16 protein-coding genes are annotated in these 22,024 nt (G+C 66.9%); 3 read left to right on the top strand and 13 right to left on the bottom strand.

Features of this window, described 5'->3' with window-relative positions; genetic code table 11:
* Positions 1-2 precede the first annotated feature (2 nt).
* The 6 genes from P0M04_RS14475 to P0M04_RS14450 are packed head-to-tail and all read right to left on the bottom strand — an operon-like array spanning position 3 to position 9,207.
* A complete protein-coding gene (locus P0M04_RS14475) occupies positions 3-827 on the bottom strand; it encodes a carbohydrate ABC transporter permease (RefSeq protein ID WP_259449955.1) in 825 nt (274 codons plus the stop codon).
* Complete coding sequence (locus tag P0M04_RS14470; RefSeq protein ID WP_259449954.1) at positions 824-1,762, bottom strand: carbohydrate ABC transporter permease; 939 nt, start codon at positions 1,760-1,762, stop codon at positions 824-826. The genes P0M04_RS14475 and P0M04_RS14470 overlap by 4 nt, the downstream gene beginning before the upstream one ends.
* Complete coding sequence (locus P0M04_RS14465) at positions 1,756-3,024, bottom strand: ABC transporter substrate-binding protein (RefSeq protein WP_259449953.1); 1,269 nt, start codon at positions 3,022-3,024, stop codon at positions 1,756-1,758. The genes P0M04_RS14470 and P0M04_RS14465 overlap by 7 nt, the downstream gene beginning before the upstream one ends.
* 21 nt (positions 3,025-3,045) lie before the next feature.
* Entirely contained in the window at positions 3,046-4,971 is a 1,926-nt protein-coding gene (locus P0M04_RS14460) for a glycoside hydrolase family 66 protein (RefSeq protein ID WP_259449952.1), read from the bottom strand.
* Between the two features lie 13 nt (positions 4,972-4,984).
* On the bottom strand, positions 4,985-6,496 hold the full coding sequence (locus P0M04_RS14455; protein WP_259449951.1) for a tryptophan halogenase family protein: 1,512 nt from the start codon (positions 6,494-6,496) through the stop codon (positions 4,985-4,987).
* 8 nt (positions 6,497-6,504) lie between these two features.
* A complete protein-coding gene (locus P0M04_RS14450) occupies positions 6,505-9,207 on the bottom strand; it encodes a TonB-dependent receptor (protein ID WP_259449950.1) in 2,703 nt (900 codons plus the stop codon).
* A gap of 319 nt (positions 9,208-9,526) precedes the next feature.
* On the opposite strand from P0M04_RS14450, the gene P0M04_RS14445 reads away from it, so the two are divergent.
* A complete protein-coding gene (locus tag P0M04_RS14445) occupies positions 9,527-10,591 on the top strand; it encodes a LacI family DNA-binding transcriptional regulator (protein WP_259449949.1) in 1,065 nt (354 codons plus the stop codon).
* A gap of 12 nt (positions 10,592-10,603) precedes the next feature.
* Here P0M04_RS14445 and P0M04_RS14440 read toward each other — a convergent pair whose 3' ends face one another.
* From P0M04_RS14440 to P0M04_RS14425, 4 genes are all read right to left on the bottom strand, one after another.
* Positions 10,604-11,440, bottom strand: coding sequence for an HDOD domain-containing protein (locus tag P0M04_RS14440; protein WP_259449948.1), 837 nt, complete (start codon positions 11,438-11,440; stop codon positions 10,604-10,606).
* 129 nt (positions 11,441-11,569) lie between these two features.
* Positions 11,570-12,619 carry a BON domain-containing protein gene (locus P0M04_RS14435; RefSeq protein ID WP_259449947.1) on the bottom strand — a complete coding sequence of 350 codons (1,050 nt, stop codon included), beginning with the start codon at positions 12,617-12,619 and terminating at the stop codon, positions 11,570-11,572.
* Positions 12,620-12,731: 112 nt separating this feature from the next.
* The gene (locus P0M04_RS14430; protein ID WP_259449946.1) at positions 12,732-13,421 is read right to left on the bottom strand and encodes an NUDIX hydrolase; all 690 of its coding nucleotides are present in this window, start codon (positions 13,419-13,421) and stop codon (positions 12,732-12,734) included.
* Positions 13,422-13,527: 106 nt separating this feature from the next.
* Positions 13,528-14,487 carry an AraC family transcriptional regulator gene (locus tag P0M04_RS14425; protein WP_259449945.1) on the bottom strand — a complete coding sequence of 320 codons (960 nt, stop codon included), beginning with the start codon at positions 14,485-14,487 and terminating at the stop codon, positions 13,528-13,530.
* A 78-nt stretch (positions 14,488-14,565) separates the two neighbouring features.
* Here P0M04_RS14425 and P0M04_RS14420 point away from each other — a divergent pair, with 78 nt between their 5' ends.
* Both P0M04_RS14420 and curA read left to right on the top strand, forming a co-directional pair.
* Positions 14,566-15,792 carry an MFS transporter gene (locus P0M04_RS14420; protein ID WP_259449944.1) on the top strand — a complete coding sequence of 409 codons (1,227 nt, stop codon included), beginning with the start codon at positions 14,566-14,568 and terminating at the stop codon, positions 15,790-15,792.
* 13 nt (positions 15,793-15,805) lie between these two features.
* A complete protein-coding gene (curA, locus tag P0M04_RS14415; RefSeq protein ID WP_259449943.1) occupies positions 15,806-16,813 on the top strand; it encodes an NADPH-dependent curcumin/dihydrocurcumin reductase in 1,008 nt (335 codons plus the stop codon).
* Here curA and P0M04_RS14410 read toward each other — a convergent pair whose 3' ends face one another.
* The 3 genes from P0M04_RS14410 to P0M04_RS14400 all read right to left on the bottom strand — a co-directional run bounded on the left by P0M04_RS14410 (position 16,814) and on the right by P0M04_RS14400 (position 22,022).
* Positions 16,814-18,454 carry a methyl-accepting chemotaxis protein gene (locus P0M04_RS14410; RefSeq protein ID WP_281042417.1) on the bottom strand — a complete coding sequence of 547 codons (1,641 nt, stop codon included), beginning with the start codon at positions 18,452-18,454 and terminating at the stop codon, positions 16,814-16,816.
* Positions 18,455-18,711: 257 nt separating this feature from the next.
* Positions 18,712-20,421, bottom strand: a complete 1,710-nt coding sequence (locus P0M04_RS14405; RefSeq protein ID WP_259449942.1) for a DUF8614 domain-containing protein — start codon at positions 20,419-20,421, stop codon at positions 18,712-18,714.
* A gap of 146 nt (positions 20,422-20,567) precedes the next feature.
* Complete coding sequence (locus P0M04_RS14400; protein WP_259449941.1) at positions 20,568-22,022, bottom strand: efflux transporter outer membrane subunit; 1,455 nt, start codon at positions 22,020-22,022, stop codon at positions 20,568-20,570.
* Positions 22,023-22,024 lie beyond the last annotated feature (2 nt).

The following is a 22,024-nucleotide window of genomic DNA, read 5'->3' as shown; positions in this document are numbered from 1 at the left end:
CATCATCCCTTTACAGCGCCGGCCGTCAGGCCCGCCACGATCTTCTTTTGAAATACCAGCACCATCGCCACCAGCGGCAAGGTCACGAGGACGGATGCCGCCATCAGCTTGCCCCACGGGAGCTCGCGCGATGTCGCTCCGCCACCGATCAGCGAAATGGCCACGGGGACCGTGCGGCCGGCGTCCTGGTTCACGAACGTCAGCGCGAACAGGAATTCGTTCCAGGCCGCGACGAACGCCAGCAAACCGACCGACACCAGCACCGGCCACAGGAGCGGCAGGAACACGCTGACGAGGATGCGCCACGGGCTGCAGCCGTCCATCACCGCAGCCTCTTCCAGTTCGCGCGGCAGCTCGCGCATGAACGTCGTCAGCACCCACACCGTGAACGGCAGCGTGAACAGCATGTACGGCAGCACGAGCCCGAAGGTCCGGTTGTACAGGCCGAGCGCATGCATCAACTCGTACATGCCGGCCATCACGGCCACCTGCGGGAACATCGACACGGCGAGGATCGCCATCAGCAACAGCCCGCGGCCGCGGAACGCGATGCGGCCGAGGGCATACGCCGCCGTCACGCCCAGCAGCAGCGACAGGCCCACCACCGTCGTCGCCACCTGCAGCGAGTTCAGGATGCTCTGGCCGAAGTACTGGCCGCTCTCGAACAGGGCTGAATAATTCGCGATGCCGAAGCTGGACGCCTCGATGTCGCGCAGGTCGTACAGCGCGTTCCCGCCCAGGAAGGACGTGAAGACCGCGAAGCCGAACGGGAACAGCGCGAAGCCGACGACGAGCGCCACGAAGACGCGGAAACCCAAACGCTTCATGTTCCCTCCCCGGCGCGCACCCGCGCCGCCTTCATGTACACCAGCGTGCAGGCCGCGATGACGACGAACAGTACCGTCGACGCGGCCGAACCCAGGCCCACGTCGCCGTTCTCGATCATCTGGTCGCGCACGAAGCCGGACATGCTGATCGTGCTTTCGGTCGAACCGGTCAGCACGTAGATCACGTCGAACACGCGCAGTGCGTCGAGCAGGCGGAAGATCACCGCCACCGCCAGCGCCGGGCGGATCAGCGGCAGCGTCACGCGCAGGAACACTTTTACAGGATGGACGCCGTCCACCCGCGCCGCCTCGTAGCAGTCGCGCGGCAGCATCTTCAGTGCGGCCAGGATCAGCAGGGCCATGAACGGCGTCGTCTTCCACACGTCCACCAGCACGACGGACCACATCGGGTATTCGGTCGTGAACGCGATGCGCTCGAACCCCAGCTGGGCGAGGGCGAGGTTGACCACGCCGAACTGTTGTTGCAGCATCCAGTCCCACAGCTTGGCCGACACGACGGTCGGAACCGCCCAGGGCACCAGCACCGCCGCGGTGACGAGACTGCGGCCGCGGAACTCCGTGTCGAGCATCAGCGCCACCGCCAGCGCCAGCACGGTCTCGATGGACACGGAGACGACGGCGAAGCGCAAGGTATTGCCGACCGCCGTCGCCCAGCGCGGATCGATCCAGCCGTCGCCGGTGAAGAACAGGCCATACGCGCCGACATAGTTCGACAGGCCCACGAACTGCCCGGACAGGTTGTCGATCCTGGCATCGGTGAGGCTGAGCCACAGGCTGCGCGCGAGCGGCGCGAACGCGACCAGCACGAGCACCACCACCATCGGTGCGAGGAACGCCACAGCGCTGCGCCGGCGCTGGCGCGCGAGGCCGGTCGCGGACGTTTTCTGCGCGGGCCTCTCCAATGTCTTCACCACGCCGCGCCCCGCCGCACCTTGGTCAACTCCTTCTCCAGGCCCCGCACGGCGTCGGCCCCCTTCGTACGGCCGGACAGCGTCGCCTGGGTCGCGTTCCACACCGCCGACGACACGGCGTTGTACTTCGCCCCGGTGACGGTCGACGGCCGCGCCGTCGCGCCTTCGAACACGCCGGAAAAACGCGCCAGCCACGGCGCCGCCTTCAGCATCTGCGGGTCGCTGTAGAGCGCCGGCCAGGTCGGCAGCGAACCGGCCAGCAGCGCGCGCTTCCTCTGCATCTCCTTACTGGTCAGGAACAGGACGAGATCGGCCGCCTCGGCCGGGTGCGCCGAATACTTCGACACCGCCAGCTGCCAGCCGCCCAGGGTCGACGCGTTCCTGCCGCCCTCGCCCTTCGGCAGGGCCGTCATGCCGACCTTGCCCCGGATCTTGCTGCCGTCCTTCTGCGCCAGGTCCCAAGCATAGGACCAGTTGCGCATGAAGACCGCGTTCCCGCCCTGGAACACGCTGCGCGCCTCTTCCTCGGCGAAGCTGGTCACGTTCTTCGGCGCGATCGTGCCGGGCCAGCGCGCCGCCATGTCGAGCGCCTGCGCCGCCTTCGGATTGTTGATGCTGATCCGCCCGTCCGGCTCGACCACCGTGCCGCCGCCGTTCGCGGCGATCCATTCGAGCGCGTTGCACGTCAACCCTTCATACGCCTTGCCCTGGAAGACGAAGCCGACCAGGTCGCGGTTGCCGGCGCGCCGCTCCGCATCCTGGATGCGTTGCGCCGTCGCGCTCAACTCGGCCCACGTCGCCGGCACTTTTTCGTGGTATTTGTCGAGCAGGTCCTGGCGGTAGAACAGCAGGCCGGCGTCGGTGAACCACGGCAGCGCCAGCAGCTTGCCGCCGACCGTGTCGTTGGCGATGATGGCCGGGAAGTGCTGCGCCTGGACACCCTTCGCGTACGGCGTGAGATCGAGCAGGTGCTCCTTGATGATGCCCGGCCAGACCACGTCGACCATCAGCACGTCGACCTCGCCCGACCTGGCACCGAACTGCTGGCGGTACAGCGCCAGCTGGTCGGTGCTGGAATTCGGCGTGAGGAAGATGCGCACCTTGTTGCCCGTCTTCGCCGTCCAATCCGCCATCAGCTTGCGGCAGACCTCGATGTCGGTGCCGACCGATCCGCACGCGACGGTGATCTCGGCCGCACGCGCCGTGCCGGCCGCATGGATCATGGCGAACGCCGCGAGGGCGCGCCACAGCTTCTTGTAAATCATTCCTGTCTCCTCGATGACGACCTACGACGCCTTCCTGAAATACACCAGGTTCCAGTATTCCAGGCCGGGCACCGTGACTTCGACGTACGCGCCGCGCGCGTCCGATCCCTTCACCAGCGCCAGGCTGCGGCTGCGCCCACCCTCGGTATCGGGGCTGGCGACCCACGCCCGGTCCAGCTGCGACCCAGTGTAATACCGGAGCTTGAACGTGCCGAGGCTGGCCGGCTTCTTCTGCGTGGCGTTGGTGTCGCGCCAGCTCACGTCGGTCAGGCCCTTCAGGTTGATCAGGTTGACGGTCTCGTAGCGCGCATCGCCCTTCGCGAACGCCCACACGGTGTTCCTCGCGCCGTCGGCACTGACGGTCTGCCCGTCGATGGCGATGGCGCCCGTCAGCGCGACCTGGCCGTCGCGCAGCAGGTTTTCGTAGGCGACCGCGAAGTCGTAGTACTGGCGGATCGCCGTCTTCAGCGCGGGGCCCATGGCCAGCGCGCGATTGGGGAAATACTCGCTGCACAACATGCGGCCGTCGTCGCCCAGCTCCAGGCGCGAGCCGCCCGCGGCCAGCACGGTCGCCTCGGTGAGCAGCACGCCGGCATCGTTGAACAGGCCGGGCGCCTGGTCCGACTTCGTCTTCGCGTAGTCGTAGTCCATGTAGGCGGGCACGATCAGCGACTTGCCGCCCGACTCGGCACGCGCCTGGTCGACCACGTTCTTGAGCGACAGATAGTCGGGAAAGCCGTCCCAGGGCCAGACTTCCGTATAGACCGCGTCGACGTTGCTCGTGTTGACCTGCAAATGGCCCTTGTTGCCGACCGGGTTCATGACCAGGAGCTTGCCGCCCATGGCCGCCTTGGCCGCGTTCAGGAACGGCTTGAACGTGTCCTTGATGTCGACGGCATTGCCCTGGCCGTCGTACTTGATGCCGTTGTCGCCCACGGTGTCGGCATGCCAGCCGTCGAACGGAAACGCCTTGAACACTTCCAGCTCGCGCGCGATCAGGTAGTCCTGCCAGCCCTTGCTGACCGGGTTGAAGAAGTACAGGACCGGCGTCGCCCAGCTCGACGGCAGGCTGAATTGCCATTGCTTGTCGCCCGGCGCGTCGTACAGGCCCCAGGCCGGATCGACGCCGTCGCGCTGGTAGTCGATGCCCGCGCCGTAGATCAGGTTGTATTCCATCGCCGCCATGCCGGCGCCGTGGGCGGCGTCGATCAGGCCGCGCACGGTATCGCGGTAGACCGTGCGGTTGGCGATGTCGGGCCACGTGGCCTCGACGGCGCCCGCGCTGCCCTTGAGCGGCCGGTGGTGCTTCCACTGCCAGTCGTAGAACTGCAGGGCGTTGATGTGGTAGGCCTTCAGTTGTTCGATCGTCGCGTGGGTATCCGTGCCGGCGCCGTACTGGCTCACATAACCGTAGCGCGGGAATTTCAGCCAGCTCGAGGACACGTCGATCGCACCGCTTTCGCTCGCGATCACCGCGCCGGCGGCGTCGGTCACGGTCACGTCGAAGCGATAGCCCTGGAAGTCGGTGGCGGGCGCCGTCCAGGTGAATTCCACCGGGGCCGCCGCGCCGGTCGCCAGGACCAGGTCGGCCGACAGCGGCGCGCCCACGTCCTGCTCGAGGTGGCGCACGGTCAGCGTGACCTTGCCGCCCGCGATCGCGGCCGTGCCCTTGTTCGTGACGTCGACCTTGATGCGCACCGCCGCACCGGGCGCATAGGCCGCCTTGTCCGTGGCGGCCAGTACCAGCACGGTCGCGGCCGGGGCCGGCGTGGGCGTGGGCGCCGGTGCGGGGGCCGGTGTGGGGGCCGGGGCTGGCGCGGGTGTGCCCGCCTGGACCGGCGCCGCCGCGGAGCCGCCGCCCGCCGAACATGCCGTGAGGCCGGCGGTCGCGGCGAGCATCGCGGTCAGGGATACTGCACGGGCACTGCCCTGGTAAAACGCTTTCATCGTGTTGTCTCCGTTATTTTGAAACGGCGCGGCACAGCGCCGCGACGTAATCTTCATGGGCGGGCATCAGCTCCACGCAGCGCGCGATGGTCGCGCGCACCTGGCGCAGGTGCCGCCTGACCTCGTCGCCGCTCCACGCATCGACGAGGGGGTGGCAGGCGCGGGCACGCAAGCCTTGTCCATGCATCACCTGGAACCAGCTCGCTTCGGCAAACATTTCATTGTTCTCGCGGACGATCCTGCCCGTCGCTTCGAACAGGGCGATCTTGCGGCGCAGCGTGGCGGGCATGCCCATCGTCCGGCAGTGGTTCCAGAACGGCGTATCGGTGCGTGCCGTCTGGCGGTAGTGCAGGATCAGGAAATCGCGGATCCGTTCGTACTCCTCGTCGCTCTGGCGATTGAACTCGTCGATGCCGGCCTGCGCGAATGCGCGCGTCGGGAACAGCGCCGCCAGGCGCGCGATCGCCGATTGGATCAGGTAGATGCTGGTCGACTCGAGCGGCTCCATGAAGCCGCCGGCCAGCCCGACCGCCACGCAGTTGCGGTTCCAGATCCGGCGCCGCTTGCCCGTCACGAAACGCAGCAGCCTGGGGTCCGCGAGCGGTTCGCCGTCCAGGCCGGCGAGCAGCTGTGCCGTGGCTTCGTCGTCGCTGACGTAGCCGCTGCAGTAGACGTGGCCATTCCCCGTGCGATGCTGCAGGGGGATGCGCCAGCGCCAGCCGGCCGGACCGGCGGTACTGCGCGTGTAAGGCAGCAGCGGACCGTTCGGCGCACACGGCACCGCGAGGGCGCGGTCGCAGGGCAGCCAGTGGCGCCAGTCGTCGTAGCCGGTGCGCAGCGCCTCCTCGATCAGCACGCCGCGAAAACCCGAGCAATCGATGAAGAGGTCGGCCGTCACGACCTCGCCGCCGGCCAGCACCACCGCGTCGATGAACCCGTCCGCCTCGCGCAGCCGCGTGTGCACCACCCGCCCTTCGGTGCGCAGCACGCCGCGCTCCTCGGCGTAGCGGCGCAGGTAACGCGCATACAGCCCGGCGTCGAAGTGAAACGCATGCGCGAGGTCCGCCAGCGGCGAACCCGGCATGTCGTGCCGCGCCCGCATGAATTTGTTGCGCGCCGGCGCCGCCGAGTTGATCGAATAATCGGCCAGGTCGCCCGCCTCTCGCAGCCCGTGCAGCTTCAGCCAGTAGTGGTGGAACGGGGCCGCGCCGAGATCCTGGCCGATGCCGCCGAAGCCATGGAAATACGATTCGCCCAGCGCGCCCCAGTCGACGAACTCGATGCCCAGCTTGAACGTGCCCTGCGTCCGGCACAGGAACTCGTCCTCGTCGATGCCCAGCGACTGGTTGAACAGGCGCAGCGACGGAATGCTCGCCTCGCCCACGCCGACCGTGCCGATCTCGTCCGACTCGACGAGGCGGATCCTGCAGTCGCGCGGCACGATGCGCGCCAGCCCCGCCGCCGCCATCCAGCCGGCCGTGCCGCCGCCGACGATGAGGATGTCCCTGATTGGCTGCCCGTCCATCGCGCGGCTTACAGCTTGTAGTTCAGGCCGAACAGCACGGTCGAACCATACTTGGTCGAGTTGGTGATGTTGTCCGGACGGTCCTGGTACTCCTGGTACTTGGCGTTGTTGGCGTTATTCACCTGGAACAGCAGCGACGCGCCTTTCAGCCAGCCCTGCTGGAATTCGTACCCCAGCTGCAGGTCGATGACCCGCTCGGCCTTGATGTACTGGAACCGGCGCGTGGAAGCGAAGCCGATGATCTCGCCGAGGAAGTCCGAGCGCCGGCGCTGGGCCACGCGCGCCGAGAAGCCGGCGTTCTCGTAGTACAGCGTCAGGTTGCTGGTCCCGCGCGACAGGCCGGGCAGCGGGCTGCTGTCGTCGTTGCCGAACGGCTTGATGGCACTGCCGGTGCGGGCGTAACTGGCCTGCAGTCCGAACCCGTCCAGATACCTGTGCACCATGCCGAAGGGCAGCGAAGCCGACAATTCGATACCGTGGATACTGCCGCCGCTGCCGTTCTGCGGCTGGGTGTACTCGCCGATGTTCGAGGCCGGCACGAACGGCGACCGGTTCGGGTGGCCCGTGAAGTCGAACTGGCCGTTGGTGTAGGTATAGATGTACGAGTCGAGCTTCTTGTAGAACGCGGCCGCCGCGACGTAGGCTTTCTTGTCGAAGTATTTTTCGTACGACAGGTCGACCGCCTTCGCGAGGAACGGCCGCAGGTGCGGGTTGCCGCCGCCGCCTTTCCACGTCGGCCCGTCGATGTCGAGCCCGTCCACGTAATAGGTGCCGCTGTTGCTCATCTGGTCCATGCGGGGACGCGCCATGACGCGCGCGAGGCCCAGACGCACGGTCTGTTCGTGGGAGAACGACGCCGCCAGGTTCAGGCTCGGCAGCACGTCCGTGTACTTCGTGCCGTCGGTCTGCTGGACCACCGGGCGCCCGCTGTCGCCGCTGCCGCTGCCCGTGTCGACGGTATTCCCGCTCGAGCGCTGGTCGATGCGCACGACCTGCACGCCCGCATTGCCGCGCACGGGGATGGACGCGATCTCGGTATCGATGTCCAGCTTGGCGTAACCGGTCAGGTTCTTTTCCTTGACTTCCCAGGCCTTCAGGTAGATGTCGAAGAAGTTGTTGGTGACGAGGTCGTAGCGGCCGGCGATCCCCAGTTCGTTGTAACTCATGATCGGGATGCCCGAGTCGCCGGCCAGGGCCGAGCCGGTACCGGTCATCACACCGTTGTCGCCCGCCTTCAGCTGCATCTGGTACTCGGGCACGCTGCGGCTCTTGTAGCGGTCCGAGTAATTGACGCCGGCCGTCAGCTTGCTGAACGCCCAGCCGTCCGGCAGGGTGCGCTCGGCCGCCAGGCGCAGCGATTTCAGCTTGTCTTCCACTTCGAGGTTCTTGAGGTAACCCGCCATGCCCCAGCCGCCCGCATCCATCAGCGTGATGATCTTCGGATCGGTGTAGTTCAGGCCCGGCTTCCACTGCAGGCCGGCGAGGCCGGCGGCGCCATTGCCGAACGTGATCGCATCACCCGTGGTCTTGGACGCGCCGGCCCAGGTCTCGTAGGGCGACTCGTTGCGCATGGCTTCGGAATAGCTCAGGTCCGCCTCGACGCTCCAGTCATCGTTCAGGCGCAGGCGATTGTTCCAGCCCGCCGCTTTCAGATGCGACTTGTTCTGCTCGATGTTGTTCGCGATGACGGAATGGGTACCGTGCCAGACGCCGCTGTCGACCTTGCCGTCCTTGACCACCGCATCGGTGAGCGTGCAGTCCGGTACGCAGCCGCCGGTCCACGTGGCATTGGTCACGGTCTCGTAGCCCTTGCGCGTGGTCGGCGAATCGAATCTCGAGTAATACAGGTCGACCATGCTCGAGAAGTCCCGGTTCGGCTTCCACTGCAGCACGCCCATCAGGCCGTCGCGCGTTTCGTTCTTGTGATTGATGAAGTCCTTGAAGTGGACCGGCGCGCTGACCTTCTGCCCATCCACGACGATATCCGCGTAATCGCCGGTACGGGACGCCGAGTCGGCGCGGCTCTGGAAGCGCGCATAACCGACGGCGACGCCCAGGGTGCGGCCCAGGAACTGGTCGATGTAGAACGCCGACACCCGCACACCCTTGCCGCCGCCCGCGTCGCTGCCCACGCCCTCCTTCTGGCCGCGCACGTTCAGCGCCACTTCACGGCGCGCGAACGACAGCGGACGCACGGTCTGCAGGTCGATGGTGCCCGCCAGCCCCTGGCCGATCAGGGTCGCATCCGGCGTCTTGTAGATGACCACGCCGGACAGCAGTTCCGACGGATACTGGTCGAATTGCGCGCTGCGGTTGTCGCCCGTGCTGACCTGTTCGCGGCCATTCATGAGGGTCGAGGCGAAATCGCCGGACATGCCGCGCACGCTGATCTCCTGCGCACGGCCGTTGACGCGCTGCGCCGTCACGCCGGGCAGGCGCGCGATCGATTCGGCGATCGACGCATCCGGCAGCTTGCCGATGTCCTCGGCCGAGATCGCCTCGACGATGGACGTCGAGTCTTTCTTGACCGAGATCGCATCCTCGATCCCCTTGCGGATGCCGACGACCTGCACTTTTGCCGGCGCCGCCTGGTCGGCCTCGCCGGACACGCCTTGCGCCTCCACCGCCGGCGCCGCGGCACAGGCGGCGATCAGCGAACACGCGGCGGCGATCGGTTTCAAACGAAATGCGGTAATACCCGTGGTGGACATGTTGTCTCCTCAATCGTTGTAGTTGTTGACCGCCCTGGCGTCAGGTGGCGGCATTCTCCGTGGAATGCACACAGACTAATTTACTCAATCGATTGCGTAAACAGGTTTTTGTACGTACTGCCGCAAAAATGTTGTATATCCGACCCGCCCAAAGCTATCGACCGTCGGCGCGGCCACGTGGCATGTGTGAAATTACGAAAACGATTTCGTTAAAACCGTCTATAATGCAAAAATAATATCGCTGCGACAACAAGACCTTGGGCTAGAATCACGTGGTCACTCGCGGCCGCAGGCCGACCGTTTCCGTTACCGAATCCTTATGGCACCACGATCCAAGACAAGCACTTCCCGGGCCGATGCGGCCACCGAACGTCCCGCCCGGCCGCAGATGTCGGATATCGCCCGCCTCGCGGGCGTGTCCGTGTCCGCAGTGTCGCGCGCGCTGCGCGGCAGTCCGGAAATCGGCGAAGAGACGCGCAAGCGCATCGTCGAGCTGGCCCGCTCGCTCAACTACACGGTCAACGTCGGCGCCCAGAACCTGAGGTTGCGGCAAAACACGACGATTGCCGTCGTGGTGCCATCCTTTTCCAACCTGCGGCAACGCCTGACGGAACCGTTCTTCATCAGCCTGATCAGCGCGATCGCGAACGCCCTCACCGACCGCGGTTTCGAGATGCTGCTGATCCGCGTCGAGGCGACACGCACCAACTATGCGGACGCATACTGGACCGGCCGCGCTGCCGGCCTGATCTTCACCGGTCAATGGCTCGACCACGATCAGTTGAACGAACTGGCGCTCGGCAAGGTGCCGTTCGTCGTCTGGGGCGAGCAGCGCGAACAGCAGATCTACTGTACGGTCGGCACCGACAACTGCCAGGGCGGACGCCTGGCCACGGAACACCTGCTGGACAAGGGCGCACGCCGGGTCGCGATCGTCGGCGACTTCGGCACGCCGGAGCTGAAACAACGTTACGAAGGCTATCTGCTCGCCCATCGCGAGCGCGGCCTGGAACCGGACCCTGACCTCGTCGTGAATACCCGCTTCGACAACGAAACGATCGCTCGCGATACCGAGAAGCTGCTCGCGCGGACACCCGACGTCGACGGCATCTTCGCCTGCAGCGACCTGACCGCGATGACCGTCATTAACACGCTGATCCGCGAAGGCCGGCGCGTTCCCGAGGATATTCTCGTGGCCGGCTATGACGACATCGAGCTGGCGGGTTATTTCCGCCCGTCGTTGACGACCGTGCGCCAGCCGATGGAACGGGCCGCCGATGCGATCGTCGATGCCCTGGTCGAGCAGTTGAAGGGCGAACGTCCGAAGTCCAACCGGCTGGTGACGGAGCTCGTCACGCGCGAATCGACGGCGACGTCGAAGTAGCGTTGTAACGGCTCAGACGAGCAGCGCCCCGCCCATCGACGCGGCGATCTCGGACGCTTCGTCGATCATCCGGTTCAGGCTGTCTTCGTCCAGCAGGTAATCGAGCGCGCTCTCGCTGTGTTCCGGCAAGGGCGGGCGCACCGTGCCGAGCGGCGACGGCACGGTGGCATACATGTTCGCCAGCAGCAGCGTGTCGAGCAGCGAGGCGGGCGGCATGTGCAGCCAGGCGCCGCGCAGCTCGAAGATCGCCTCGGCGACCGTCTCGGGCAGCGCCAGCTTGCGCGCCACTTCGCGCGTGACGACGTCCTCGCACAGCTCGGCCCATTTTTCCGGATCGTCATCCAGCAGCCCCGGGAAGCCGTCGGCGCGCGACAGCAGATAAAAGCCGCCGACCTCGTGGACGATGCCGGCGAACATCGCCGTGTCCGGATTGACGAAGGTGACGTGGTGCGCGAACACATGGGCCAGCGCGGCCACCTGCACCGTGTGTTCCCACAGCTGCTCGGCCTTGGCGCGCAGGTCCGGGTCCTCGATGCGGGCGCCGAACTGGCGCACGACGAGGCTCGCGACGAGCATCTGCAGGTTGCGGTAGCCGACCCGCGTCACGGCCGAGCGCACGTTGGTGATGGGGCGCCCACTCTGGTTGAACGTCGAGGAATTGGCCAGCGCCACCGTGCGCGCCGCCAGTTGCGGCTCGCCCAGCACCAGGCGGATCGCATCCTCCAGGTGGCAATCGGGATCGTTGAGCGCGTGCTGCAGACGCAGCACGGCGTTCACGCTGGTGGGAAAGGAAATCTCACCGCGCGCCGCTTGGGCGGCGATGGTTCCGAAGGCTTCGAGTCTGTTCACGGCCGCGATTATACCGTGCCCTATCCTTCGTAAATGCGTTTCGGCCGGGTTCGCAACAACTTGTGGTAGATCAGCAAAAAAAACAGCCGGATACTCTGATCCGGCCGCACATTGCAGAAATCGGATTGCTTATTTGACCTTGATGGCGCTCTTGACGCTGGAGACGCCCTCGACGCCCTTCGCGACTTTCACGGCCTTGGCGGCCTCTTCCTTCGAATTCACGAAACCGCTGAGCATCACGACGCCCTTTTCCGTCTCGACATGGATGCCGAGCGAATCGAGGTTCGGTTCCTTGACGAGGCCAGCCTTCACCTTGGTGGTGATGGCCGTGTCGGAGGCGGCGATGCGGGTCTTGCCGGTAGCGTCGCGGGTCTTGTCGGCGGTGGTGTCGCCGGCGCGGTCCATGGCATTGTCGGTCTTCTGGGCAACGGTCGAACCCGCTTCCTTCGTCTTTTCGACGGCGGAATGCGCCACTTCCTTCGTCTTTTCAGCAACTGTCGCGGCCGCGGCCTTCACTTTGTCGCCCGCGGTCGCGGCAGTGTCGCGCGTCTTTGATGCCGCATCGGCGGCGTTCTCGCGCACGGCCGACGGTTTCGTTTCGACGAGGCAACCCGTCTTCGCGTCGGCGCCCATCTGCGCGCATTTGTCGACGGCGGCCGCCTTGGCCGGGTCGCGCGTGTCGGTGCCCGTCACGAGGCCGCCGCCGCTGGCCTGGCTGCCCCCGCCGCTGGCGCCGGTGGCGCGGCTGGCATTGTTGGTGGCCGCGTCGGCGCGGTCGGCCTTGGCGTCGGCCAGCGCGGCCGTGTGCACGGACTTCGCGTTATCCATGCAGCTGTCCTTGTCGGCGCCGCTCTTCGCATCGCATTTGGCCTTGGCCAGGTCGTACTCGGCATCGGCGAGGTTGGTGCGCGCGCGGGCGCGGCCGGCTGCCGTGTTGTTGTACTTGGACAAGGCATCGGCCTCGGTGCGGGTGCGCATCAGCCGGGCTTCGGCCATGCAGATGTCCTTGTCGTTGCCGCTCCTGGCGTCGCATTTCGCCGCCGCCGTGCGGTATTCCGATTCCGCCTTCTGCGTGAGATTCCGGTAGGTCTGCGGATCGTGGTTGAGTGCCGCAGTCGGTGCCGCGGCGAAGCTCGCGCCTGCAGCCGTCGCGAGCAAGGTCGCAATCAGCGTTTTCATGGTCTTGTCCCTGTATTGTTTGTTGTGACAGCCAGATTTAACGCCCGCACGCCAGGGACCTCTGTGCGGCACCGTACACTTGTCGGACAAACCATAAAACGGGCCATGCCGCTCAGTCGTCGCCGAGCAACCCCTCCCGCCACAGCGGGGCGGCATCTTCGAACGGCTTGCCGGCGCCGCCGAAGCGCGCACCGTCGCGCGCGAGGCGCACCCATGCGCGGGTGTCGTGGCCGTTGCGTGCGACCGGCTGGTCTTGCCTGAGCTTTTCCAGCCAGGCATAGATGCGGCCGTAGTCGCCCGGGTGACGGTCGTGCGTCCAGGCCAGCGCCACCAGGTCGGCATAGCCTTCCTCGCGGCGGGTTTCGCGCATCGCCTTCGACGCCGCCAGCAACGACGGGTCGTCCGCCGTCTCCTCGTTCACCTCGACGAAGCCGGCCGGCAGCGCATGCCACGCGCCCTGCGCATAGCGCCAGCAATGGCCGATCTCGTGGGCCGCCATCGCTTCGATCAGTTCGCCCTGCTGGGCCGCGGGCACGCCGTCGAGCTGGCGCTCGGCATCGGGATTGCCGCGCAGCGACAGCACGAGCTTGCAGCGGCCGCCGGCGAAGCCCATCGCCATCGGCACGTCGTTGGGACCGGCCTGCGGCTGGACAACGATGTCGATGGGGAGGTTCAGGCTGCGCGAGTACGCAAGGACGGGAAGTGCGGCGCCGAGCCAGCGCTGCTCCAGCGGCATGAGGTCGGCGGCGCCGACGGGAAGGGATGCGCACAGGAGCGCGGCGGCGAGGACGGCTTTGGACATGATGGGCTTCCCGTTGGATATTTAAAATGCCTAACGGCAATTTTAAATCCGGTTAAAGCCCTTATTTCGGCAATATTTTTGCGGCTGTCCAAAAGCGTAATCTTGCCTAGCCGGCCACGCGCGCCTCGCTGGGCGGATGCCCGATGACGCGTTTGAAAGCGCGGCTGAACGACGCTTCGGAATCGTAGCCGAGCCGGTTCGCGACGGTCGCCACGCGCATGCCGTCGCGCGCGATCCAGTGCCGCGCCTGGAACATCTTGACCTTGGCGACGTACTTCGCCGGCGTCTCGCCGACGGCGCTGGAAAACTTGTCGATGAAGCTCGACCGCGACGCGCCCATCAGGTCGGCCAGTTCGCCGATTGACCAGTCGCGCTCCGGCTGGCGGTGGATCGCCGCCAGCACACGGCCGACCTGCGGACAGCGCACGGCCGCGATCCACCCGCTCGCGTCGCTGCACGCGCATTCGACCCACGCGCGGATGATGCTGGCGGCCAGCACGTCGGCCAGCCGCGCCAGGATGCCGCAGGCACCGATACGGTCGAGCGCCACCTCGCGCTCCATCGCGTCCAGCATCGCGTGCACGGCCGGGTCGCGCTGGCCCAGGTCGGCGGCGCGCATCGCCTCCGGCATCATCGCCAGCAGCGGATGCAGCGGGTCGAGATTGAAGCGCATCGCGCCGCAGAACAGGACCTGCTCCGCCGCCGCGTCCTGCGGACCGGCGCCGTTCACCAGGTACAGGTTTTCCGACACGGCCTTGCGCGCCAGCGAGTCGATCTCCACCGCCGGCAGGTCCGGGCTGCTGGCCATCACGTGCGCCGTGCCGTGCGGCAGCAGCACGGCATCGCCGGGATTCAACCGCAGCCAGCCCTTCGTGGCCGTGTGCATCCAGCAGCTGCCCTGCGCGACGAAGTGAAAGCTCGCCTCGCGCTTGGCCGGGAACGCGACGGCCCATGGTTCGCGCATCACGCAGCGGCCGTATTCGACGCCGTCGAGGCGCAGGCCGAGGAGGATTTCCGTCAGCGCGTCCTGCCCGGTCTTCGGATCCCTGTTTGGACGAATGGTCATGAGATTCGGATTCAATGACATGGAAAGTCCAGAATCTTAACCCTACACTGCCATCTCCACAACATCCCGAGGTTTCCGATGAACGAATCCACCTGCGTCGACGCAGACGTACATGTGACACCGCCGCGCGTCGCGGCCCAGGTCTGGGAGGCCAATGAGGCCAACTGGGCCGGCATCGCCAGCTTGACGCTGGGCGTGTTCGGCCTCGTGACGGCCGAGTTCCTGCCGGCCAGCCTGCTGACGGCGATGGCGGCCGACCTCGGCGTGTCCGACGGCGCCGCCGGCCAAGCCGTCACCGCCACCGCGGCGGTCGGCGCCGCGGCCGCGCTGACGATCCCTATCCTCACACGGAACTTCGACCGCAGGCGGGTGATCCTCGCGCTGACGTCGCTGCTGGTGCTGTCCAACGTACTGGCCGCGACGGCCGGCAGCCTGCCGGTGCTGATCGCGGCGCGCGCGCTGCTGGGCATCGGGCTCGGCGGCTTCTGGTCGATGGCCGCCGCGCTCGCGATGCGGCTCGTGCCGGAGCATTTATTTGCGCGGGCGATGTCCCTCATCCTCACCGGCGTGTCCGTCGCCACCGTGTGCGCGGCGCCGGTCGGCGCGTACATGGGCGACCTGTGGGGCTGGCGCAGCGCGTTCATCGCCGCGGGTGTCGTCAGTGTCCTCACCTTGGCCGCGCAATGCGTCACCATTCCCCCGCTGCCGCCGAAGGACAACCCGAACGTGAAGGTCCTGTTCGAACTGCTGGGCCGGACCAATGTGCGCGTCGCGCTGCTCGCCGTGCTGCTCGTGATTTCCGGGCACTTCGCCGGCTTCACCTACATCCGGCCGTTCATGGAACAGGTCACGCACCTGTCGGTCAGTGCGATTTCCGCCGCCCTGCTGGCGTACGGCGTCGCAGGCTTCTTCGGCAATATCGCCGGCGGCTTCCTGGCCGAGCGCAGCGAGCGCCTCGCCATCGTGGCGGGCGCTGCCCTGATCGCGGTGCTGGCCGCCACGCTGTGGGCAGCCGGCACGTCGGTCCCCGTGACCATCGCGGCGATCGCGGCGTGGGGCTTCGCGTTCGGCGCCTTCCCGATCGGCTTCCAGACCTGGATCGTGCGCGCCGCGCCGGACCAGGCCGAGGGCGCGGGCGGGCTGCTCGTCGCGGCCTTCCAGATCGCCATCGCCAGCGGCGCCGTCGGCGGCGGCATCCTCGTCGACCACGTCGGCGCGCCGGGCGGCCCCATCTTCGCCACCGTCGCGCTCACCTTGGGCGCCCTGCTCGTCGTACGCTACGGCCCGCGCCCCGCATCCCATTAATCAGGAGACCACCATGACGAATCGCCGTATCGTCCTTGCCGCCCACCCGCAAGGCATCCCCGCCCCGACGGATTTCCGTCTCGAAGACACCCCGGTCCCGGTGCCGCGGGACGGCCAGGTGCTGCTGCGCACCGAATGGCTGTCGCTCGACCCGTACATGCGCAACCTGATGGAACGGGTCGGTCCTGGCTATGCGGACCCCGTGCCGCTGGGCGCGACGATAGTCGGCGGCACGGTCAGCCGCGTCGTCGAATCGCGCCATCCGGACTACAAGGCGGGCGACCTCGTCCTCGCCGGCGCCGGCTGGCAGGACCATGCGCTGTCCGACGGCAGCGGCCTGATGCCCGTCGGCGACCCGGCGCGGCCGTCGCTGGCGCTGGGCACGCTCGGCATGCCGGGTTTCACGGCGTACGTCGGGCTGCTCGACATCGGCATGCCGAAGCCCGGCGAGACGGTGGTCGTCGCCGCGGCCACCGGCGCCGTCGGCTCGGTCGTGGGCCAGATCGCGAAGATCAAGGGGGCGCACGTCGTCGGCATCGCGGGCGGCGCGGACAAATGCCGGTACGCGGTGGAAGAACTGGGATTCGATGCGTGCGTGGACCATCGCGATCCGCGCTTCGCGGCGTTGCTGGTGGCCGCCTGCCCGGACGGGATCGACGTGTATTTCGAGAACGTGGGCGGCGCCGTGTTCGATGCGGTGCAGCCGCTGTTGAACGTGAATGCGCGCGTGCCCGTGTGCGGCTTCATCTCTCACTACAACGGCGGGGATGCCGAGGGTCCGGACCGTCTTGCGGCGTGGATGGCGACCCTGCTGTCGAAACGCATCCGCATGCAGGGCTTCATCATCCTGGACCACTACGGGACGCGCTTCGACGCCTTCCGCGACGACATGGCCGGCTGGCTGGCAGCCGGCAAGATCAAGGTGAAAGAAGACGTCGTGGAGGGGCTGGAAAACGCCGCCGCAGCATTTATCGGCCTGCTGCAGGGGCGGAACTTCGGCAAGCTCGTCGTCCGCGTGTGATCACGCGGCGGCGATACGTCCCTGGCGCGCAACCGGCACGACGGCGAGGCTTGCCGACGGCCGCGCCGCGGGCGCATCCAATTTAAAAATGCTGACGAGGCGCGCAAGGTTCGCCGCTTCGTCCTGCAGCGAGGATGCCGCCGCGCCGGCCTGCTCGACGAGCGCCGCGTTCTGCTGCGTCGCTTCGTCCATCTGGCCGATGGCGCGGTTGACCTGTTCGATGCCGGCGCTCTGCTCCTGGCTCGCATGGCTGATCTCGGCCATGATGTCCGTCACGCGCTTGACGCTCGTGACGATCTCTTCCATCGTGCTGCCCGCCTCGTCGACGAGCTTGGCGCCATCGTCGACCTTGGCGACGGAATCGCTGATCAGGGTCTTGATTTCCTTCGCCGCCGCGGCCGACCGCTGGGCCAGGCTGCGCACCTCGCCCGCGACCACGGCGAAGCCCCGGCCCTGCTCGCCCGCACGGGCGGCTTCGACCGCCGCGTTCAGCGCAAGGATATTCGTCTGGAACGCGATGCCGTCGATGACGCTGATGATCTCGGCGATCTGCTTCGACGAGTCGTTGATCGACGCCATCGTCTGCACGACCTGCGCCACGACGGCGCCGCCGCGCTGGGCCACGCTCGATGCCGACTCGGCCAGGGTGTTCGCCTGGCGCGCATTGTCGGCGTTCTGGCGCACGGTGCCCGTCAATTCTTCCATCGACGACGCCGTCTCTTCCAGCGTGCCGGCCTGGCGCTCGCTGCGCTCGGACAGGTCCTGGTTGCCGGCCGCGATTTCCGTCGACGCATTCGCGATCGTGAGCGTGCCCGCGCGCACCTGGCTGACGATGTTCACGAGGCTGTCGCGCATGCCTTTCATCGCGAACAGCAGGCTGGAGCGGTCATCGGCACGGGTCTCGATCGGCACGGACAGGTCGCCGGCCGCGATGGCGCCCGCGATCCCGACGGCGTAATCCGGCTGGCCGCCCAGCTGGCGCAACAGGCCGTGGCTGATGAACCAGGCCGCGGCCGCGCCGGCTGCGGCGGCAACGGCCAGGATCGCGAGCATCCAGGCAAAGAAACTGTGCGACAGCGCGCGTGCCTGTGCTGCCGCGTCGTTGTTCAGCTTTTCTTCCAGGTCGATGAGGCGGTTGACGCTGGCGAGCCAGTCGACGAAGGCGGGGCCGGCCTGCTGGTCCAGCAATGCGGTGGCTTCAGCCGTGTTGTCGGCCTGGCGCAGCGCGACGAGTTTCGCGATCAAAGGCTGCGTGCGGGCCTCGATGTCCTTGATGGCGGCCAGCGCCTGCTTTTCTTCCGGCAGGATGTCCGTGCGCGCCGCGAACAGCTGGTCGAGCGGTGCGGCGGAGCGTTGATAATCGTCGTCCAGTTTCTTGATCAGGTCGGCGTGCCGCTGCGCCGTCGGGGCCGTGGCGGCCAGGACGACGTCGCGGATGGCGATCGAGCGGTCGTGCACGCTGCCGCGGAAATTGATCGCGTAGCGTTGCTTGACGCTGTTGACGTCGTTGATGTGGATGAGGATGTCGTCGATCTGGCCGACGCGGTGGATGGCGAGGCCGGCCAGCACCGCCATCAGCGCGAGGACGCTGCCGAAACCGAGTGCCAGTCGTTTGCCGATCGTGAGTCCAGAGGTTGTCATTGTGTGCTCGCGTGTTGGAGTCGGAATAGATATTTCCAATAGGAAACGATTCCAAATATAGCACACAAATGACAAATTTGATGTTGGGGCAGGTCGAAGACCTGTCTTTTTACCTGGTTTTACTGCCGAAAATAGCGAAGTCGTTCCCGCGAAAGCGGGAACCCATGCTGAGCTAGCAGTACCTTTGTCGCAAGCTCAGCATGGATCCCCGCTTGCGCGGGGATGACGGTCTCGGCGCTAGCTGATACGTTACATGCTCAGCGCTGCGGCACCAGCTTCCCCGCCGTCACGAACGCCGGCCGGATATCGTTCGGCACGGCCTTCATCTTGTCCAGCGCCTTCTGCACGTCCGGGCGGATGACGACGTAGCGCTTCATGAGATCCTGCGCCCTGGCATAGTCGCCCGTCGCTTCGATCGTCAGGAACTCGCGGTCCAGGTCCGCCACGGCGCCCTTGATCTTGGCAAAGTCGACGGAGAACGTGCCGTCGCCGTGCGACACGAAGCCGCCCTTGTCGAGCAGGTAGTTCATCTGGATGGCCATGCCGCGCGCGTGCGAATCGGTCAGGCCGAAGTGCAGCGTGCGGAACGCGGACGCGAGATAGGTGTTGTACAGCTTGCGCTCGGCGGCCGTGCCCTGCCCCAGCGACGCCTTCAACTGGCCCTTCTCCATCATGTAAGTGAGCGCCCACAGGCCCGTGACGTCGGCCTTCGCTTCCTCGATGGTCGAGTAGGCATCCTTCAGGTCCTGGCGCGGCGTGGACGGCTGGCCGTTCTGCGTCGTCGCGTGCGGGCCCAGGCCGTGCATGATCTCGTGCGCGAGGATGTGCGTGAAGAACGAGTCGAAATCGAGGTCCTTCTGGTCGGCCGGGCGCAGCACGAGCTTCGAGATCGGCGTGAGCGTCGCCTCGAACTTGGCTTCCTGGACGTTCTTCAGCATCACGCGCTTGGAGCCGCGCTGGCTGATGATGCGCTCGTCGTTCGGCAGGTTGTAGGCGGCCGTCTGCACACCCATGTTGCCGTCGCCGGCGCCGTAGACCTGGTTCACGACGACCATCGGCGCGATCGCCCCGACCTTCGGATTGCGGTACTTCGGATCGAGCGGAAGGTTGTTTTCCAGCTCCTGCATGTGCTTGCCGAAGAAGTTCAGCTTCTCTGTCTCCTTCTGGTCGCGCACGTTCACGTATGCTTCGAACGCGGCCTTGTAGCCGAACAGTTCGTCGTTGTACGTCTCGTACGGGCCGATGGTGACGTCGACCGGGGAATCGAGGTCCATCCACGCGAAGTCGGACGCGAGGTAGTCGTTCGACAGGAACGCGTCGGCGCGCAGGTTCAGGAATTTTTTCAGCGACGCGTTATCGGTGGCGTTCGCAGCGTCCTTCAGCAGTTTCGACAGCTTCTGCAGCTCGGCGCGGTACTCGTCCGAGTATTTCACGATGGCGAATTTGCCCGCCTTGTCCTTGCGGATCACCGTGAAGAACCACTGCGCCTGTTCCTTGTCGGCGGCCGGCAGCCCGTTCATCCACGATTCCAGCTCCTGCTTGGTCGCCCCTTCCGGATAAAAATTCGCGCCGGCCGGCTTCTCGGCGGGGATCCTGATGCCGGCGTACTCCGCGGGCATGAAGGATTCGTTGCCGTCGATGATAGACCACGGCCCCTTGTTCAGCCAGAAGTAGTCGCGGCGTGCCTTGCCCAGCGGCGTCGTGTCCTTGTGCAGCGCGGTCCACAGCGCCTCGTTGCCGGACCAGCGCTGGCGCAGCTGCAGGGTGTCGACAATCTTTGCCGCTTCGATCAGTTTGGCGATGGCGACGCGGTCGCCGGCGGACAGTTTCGCCGTGTCGGCCGTCAGGTCGACGGGAGCGAAGCGCTTGGCCATCGTCTGCAGTTGCGGGGCGGTGGCGGGGGCGGCGTGGACGGTGGCGCACAGGGTCGCTGCGGCCAGGGCCAGGGGGGCGAGGAGGTGCTTCATCAGGTTCCCTTGTGAGGTTGGCAATCGGGCGATTGTAATCCTCTTCAGGGTGATGCAAAAGAAATTGGGCCCCCGCCTGCGCGGGGGCGACGGATCATGGGCCAACATCCCAAGCACGTCATCCCTGCGAAGGCAGGGATCCAATTTCAGCGAGCAGCGACCGTCGCTTCCGCCTTGCCCTGCTGCCATCCGCCACCCAGCGCCCGCGCGACGGACACCGCCGCCAGCAACCGCTGCGTCCGGATCTGCGCCGCGGCGCGGTCGGCGGCCAGCGCGGAACGCTGCGCGTCCGTGACGTCCAGGTACGTGGACACGCCGCGGTCGAAGCGCGCCTGCGCCACCTGCACGGCGCGCGCGGCGGCCTGCTGCGCCTGCACCTGCACGTCGCCCTGCTTCTGGCGCTGCTGCACGTCCGACAGCGCGTCTTCCACTTCGCGCAGCGCCGTCAGCAGGCGGCCTTCGTGGTTCGCGACGGCTTCGTCGTAGCGCGCTTTCGCCAGCTTCACGTTGGCCTCGATGCGGCCGCCCTCGAAGATCGGGAGCGACAGTGCCAGCGGCCCGAACGAGAACTGGCGCGCGCTGCCCTTGGTGAGATTGCTCAGCGTCTCGGACGCGTAACCGAAATTCCCCGTCAGCGACAGGCTCGGATAGTACGCGCCTTCCGCAACGCCCACCTGCGCATTGAACGCCTTCAGGGTGGCGACGCTCGCGGCGAGGTCCGGGCGCTGGCCCAGCAGGCTTGCCGGCAGGCCGACGGGGATCGCGGGCGGCTGCGGCAACGCGGTGCCCGCGGCCGGGGCCACGATCGCCTGGCTCGGCGACGCGCCCACCAGCACGGCCAGCGCGTGTTCCAGCGTGTTGCGCTGGCGCTGGGCTTCCTGGATGTCGGCTTCGGCGTTGGCGCGCTCGATGCGGGTGCGCGAGACATCCAGCTCGTTCGACAGGCCCGCGTTGAAGCGCGCCTCGATCAGCTGCTGCGATTCGCGGCGCGTGGCCAGCGCATCGTTCAGGATGGCGATATCGGCATCGAGGCCGCGCAGCTGCCAGTACGTCGTCGCGACCTGGCCCGACAGCATCAGCATGACGCCGTCGCGGTCGTCCTGCGCGGCCAGCGCCTGGGCGTCGGCCGCTTCCACGGCGCGGCGCACGCGGCCCCACAGATCGAGCTCGTACGAGAAATTGGCGCCGACGGAGAACTCGTTGCCCTTGATCGAGCGGCCGCCGAACGTCACGCCCATCGGCGTTTCGGCCGAGGTACGCGAGTTCGCCACGCCGGCGGACACGCCCACGGTCGGCAGCTGGCTGGCGCGCGTCACGCCCAGCTGCGCCTGCGCCTGCACGAGGCGCTGCGCGGCGGCGCGCACGTTCGGGTTGTCGCGCAGGGCGCGTTGTTCCAGCTGGTCGAGCTCCTTGTCGCCGAACACCGTCCACCATGCGGCCGGCAAGCGTGCCGCCTGGTCCGAAGGTTCGGCCGCCGCGTGGCGGAAGGCCGGCGTATCGATGCCTTGCGGTGCCACGAAATCCTTGCCGACGGTGCCGCAGGCGGACAGCAGCGCGGCCACAGCCAGCGCGACGGCAGATTTGATATAAACAGTTTTCATAC

Origin of the sequence: Telluria mixta, assembly GCF_029223865.1 — a bacterium.
GTDB classification, from domain to species: Bacteria; Pseudomonadota; Gammaproteobacteria; order Burkholderiales; family Burkholderiaceae_D; genus Telluria; species Telluria mixta.
Note: the sequence above shows the minus strand (reverse complement) of the source record. Positions and strands in the feature narration are given on the sequence as shown.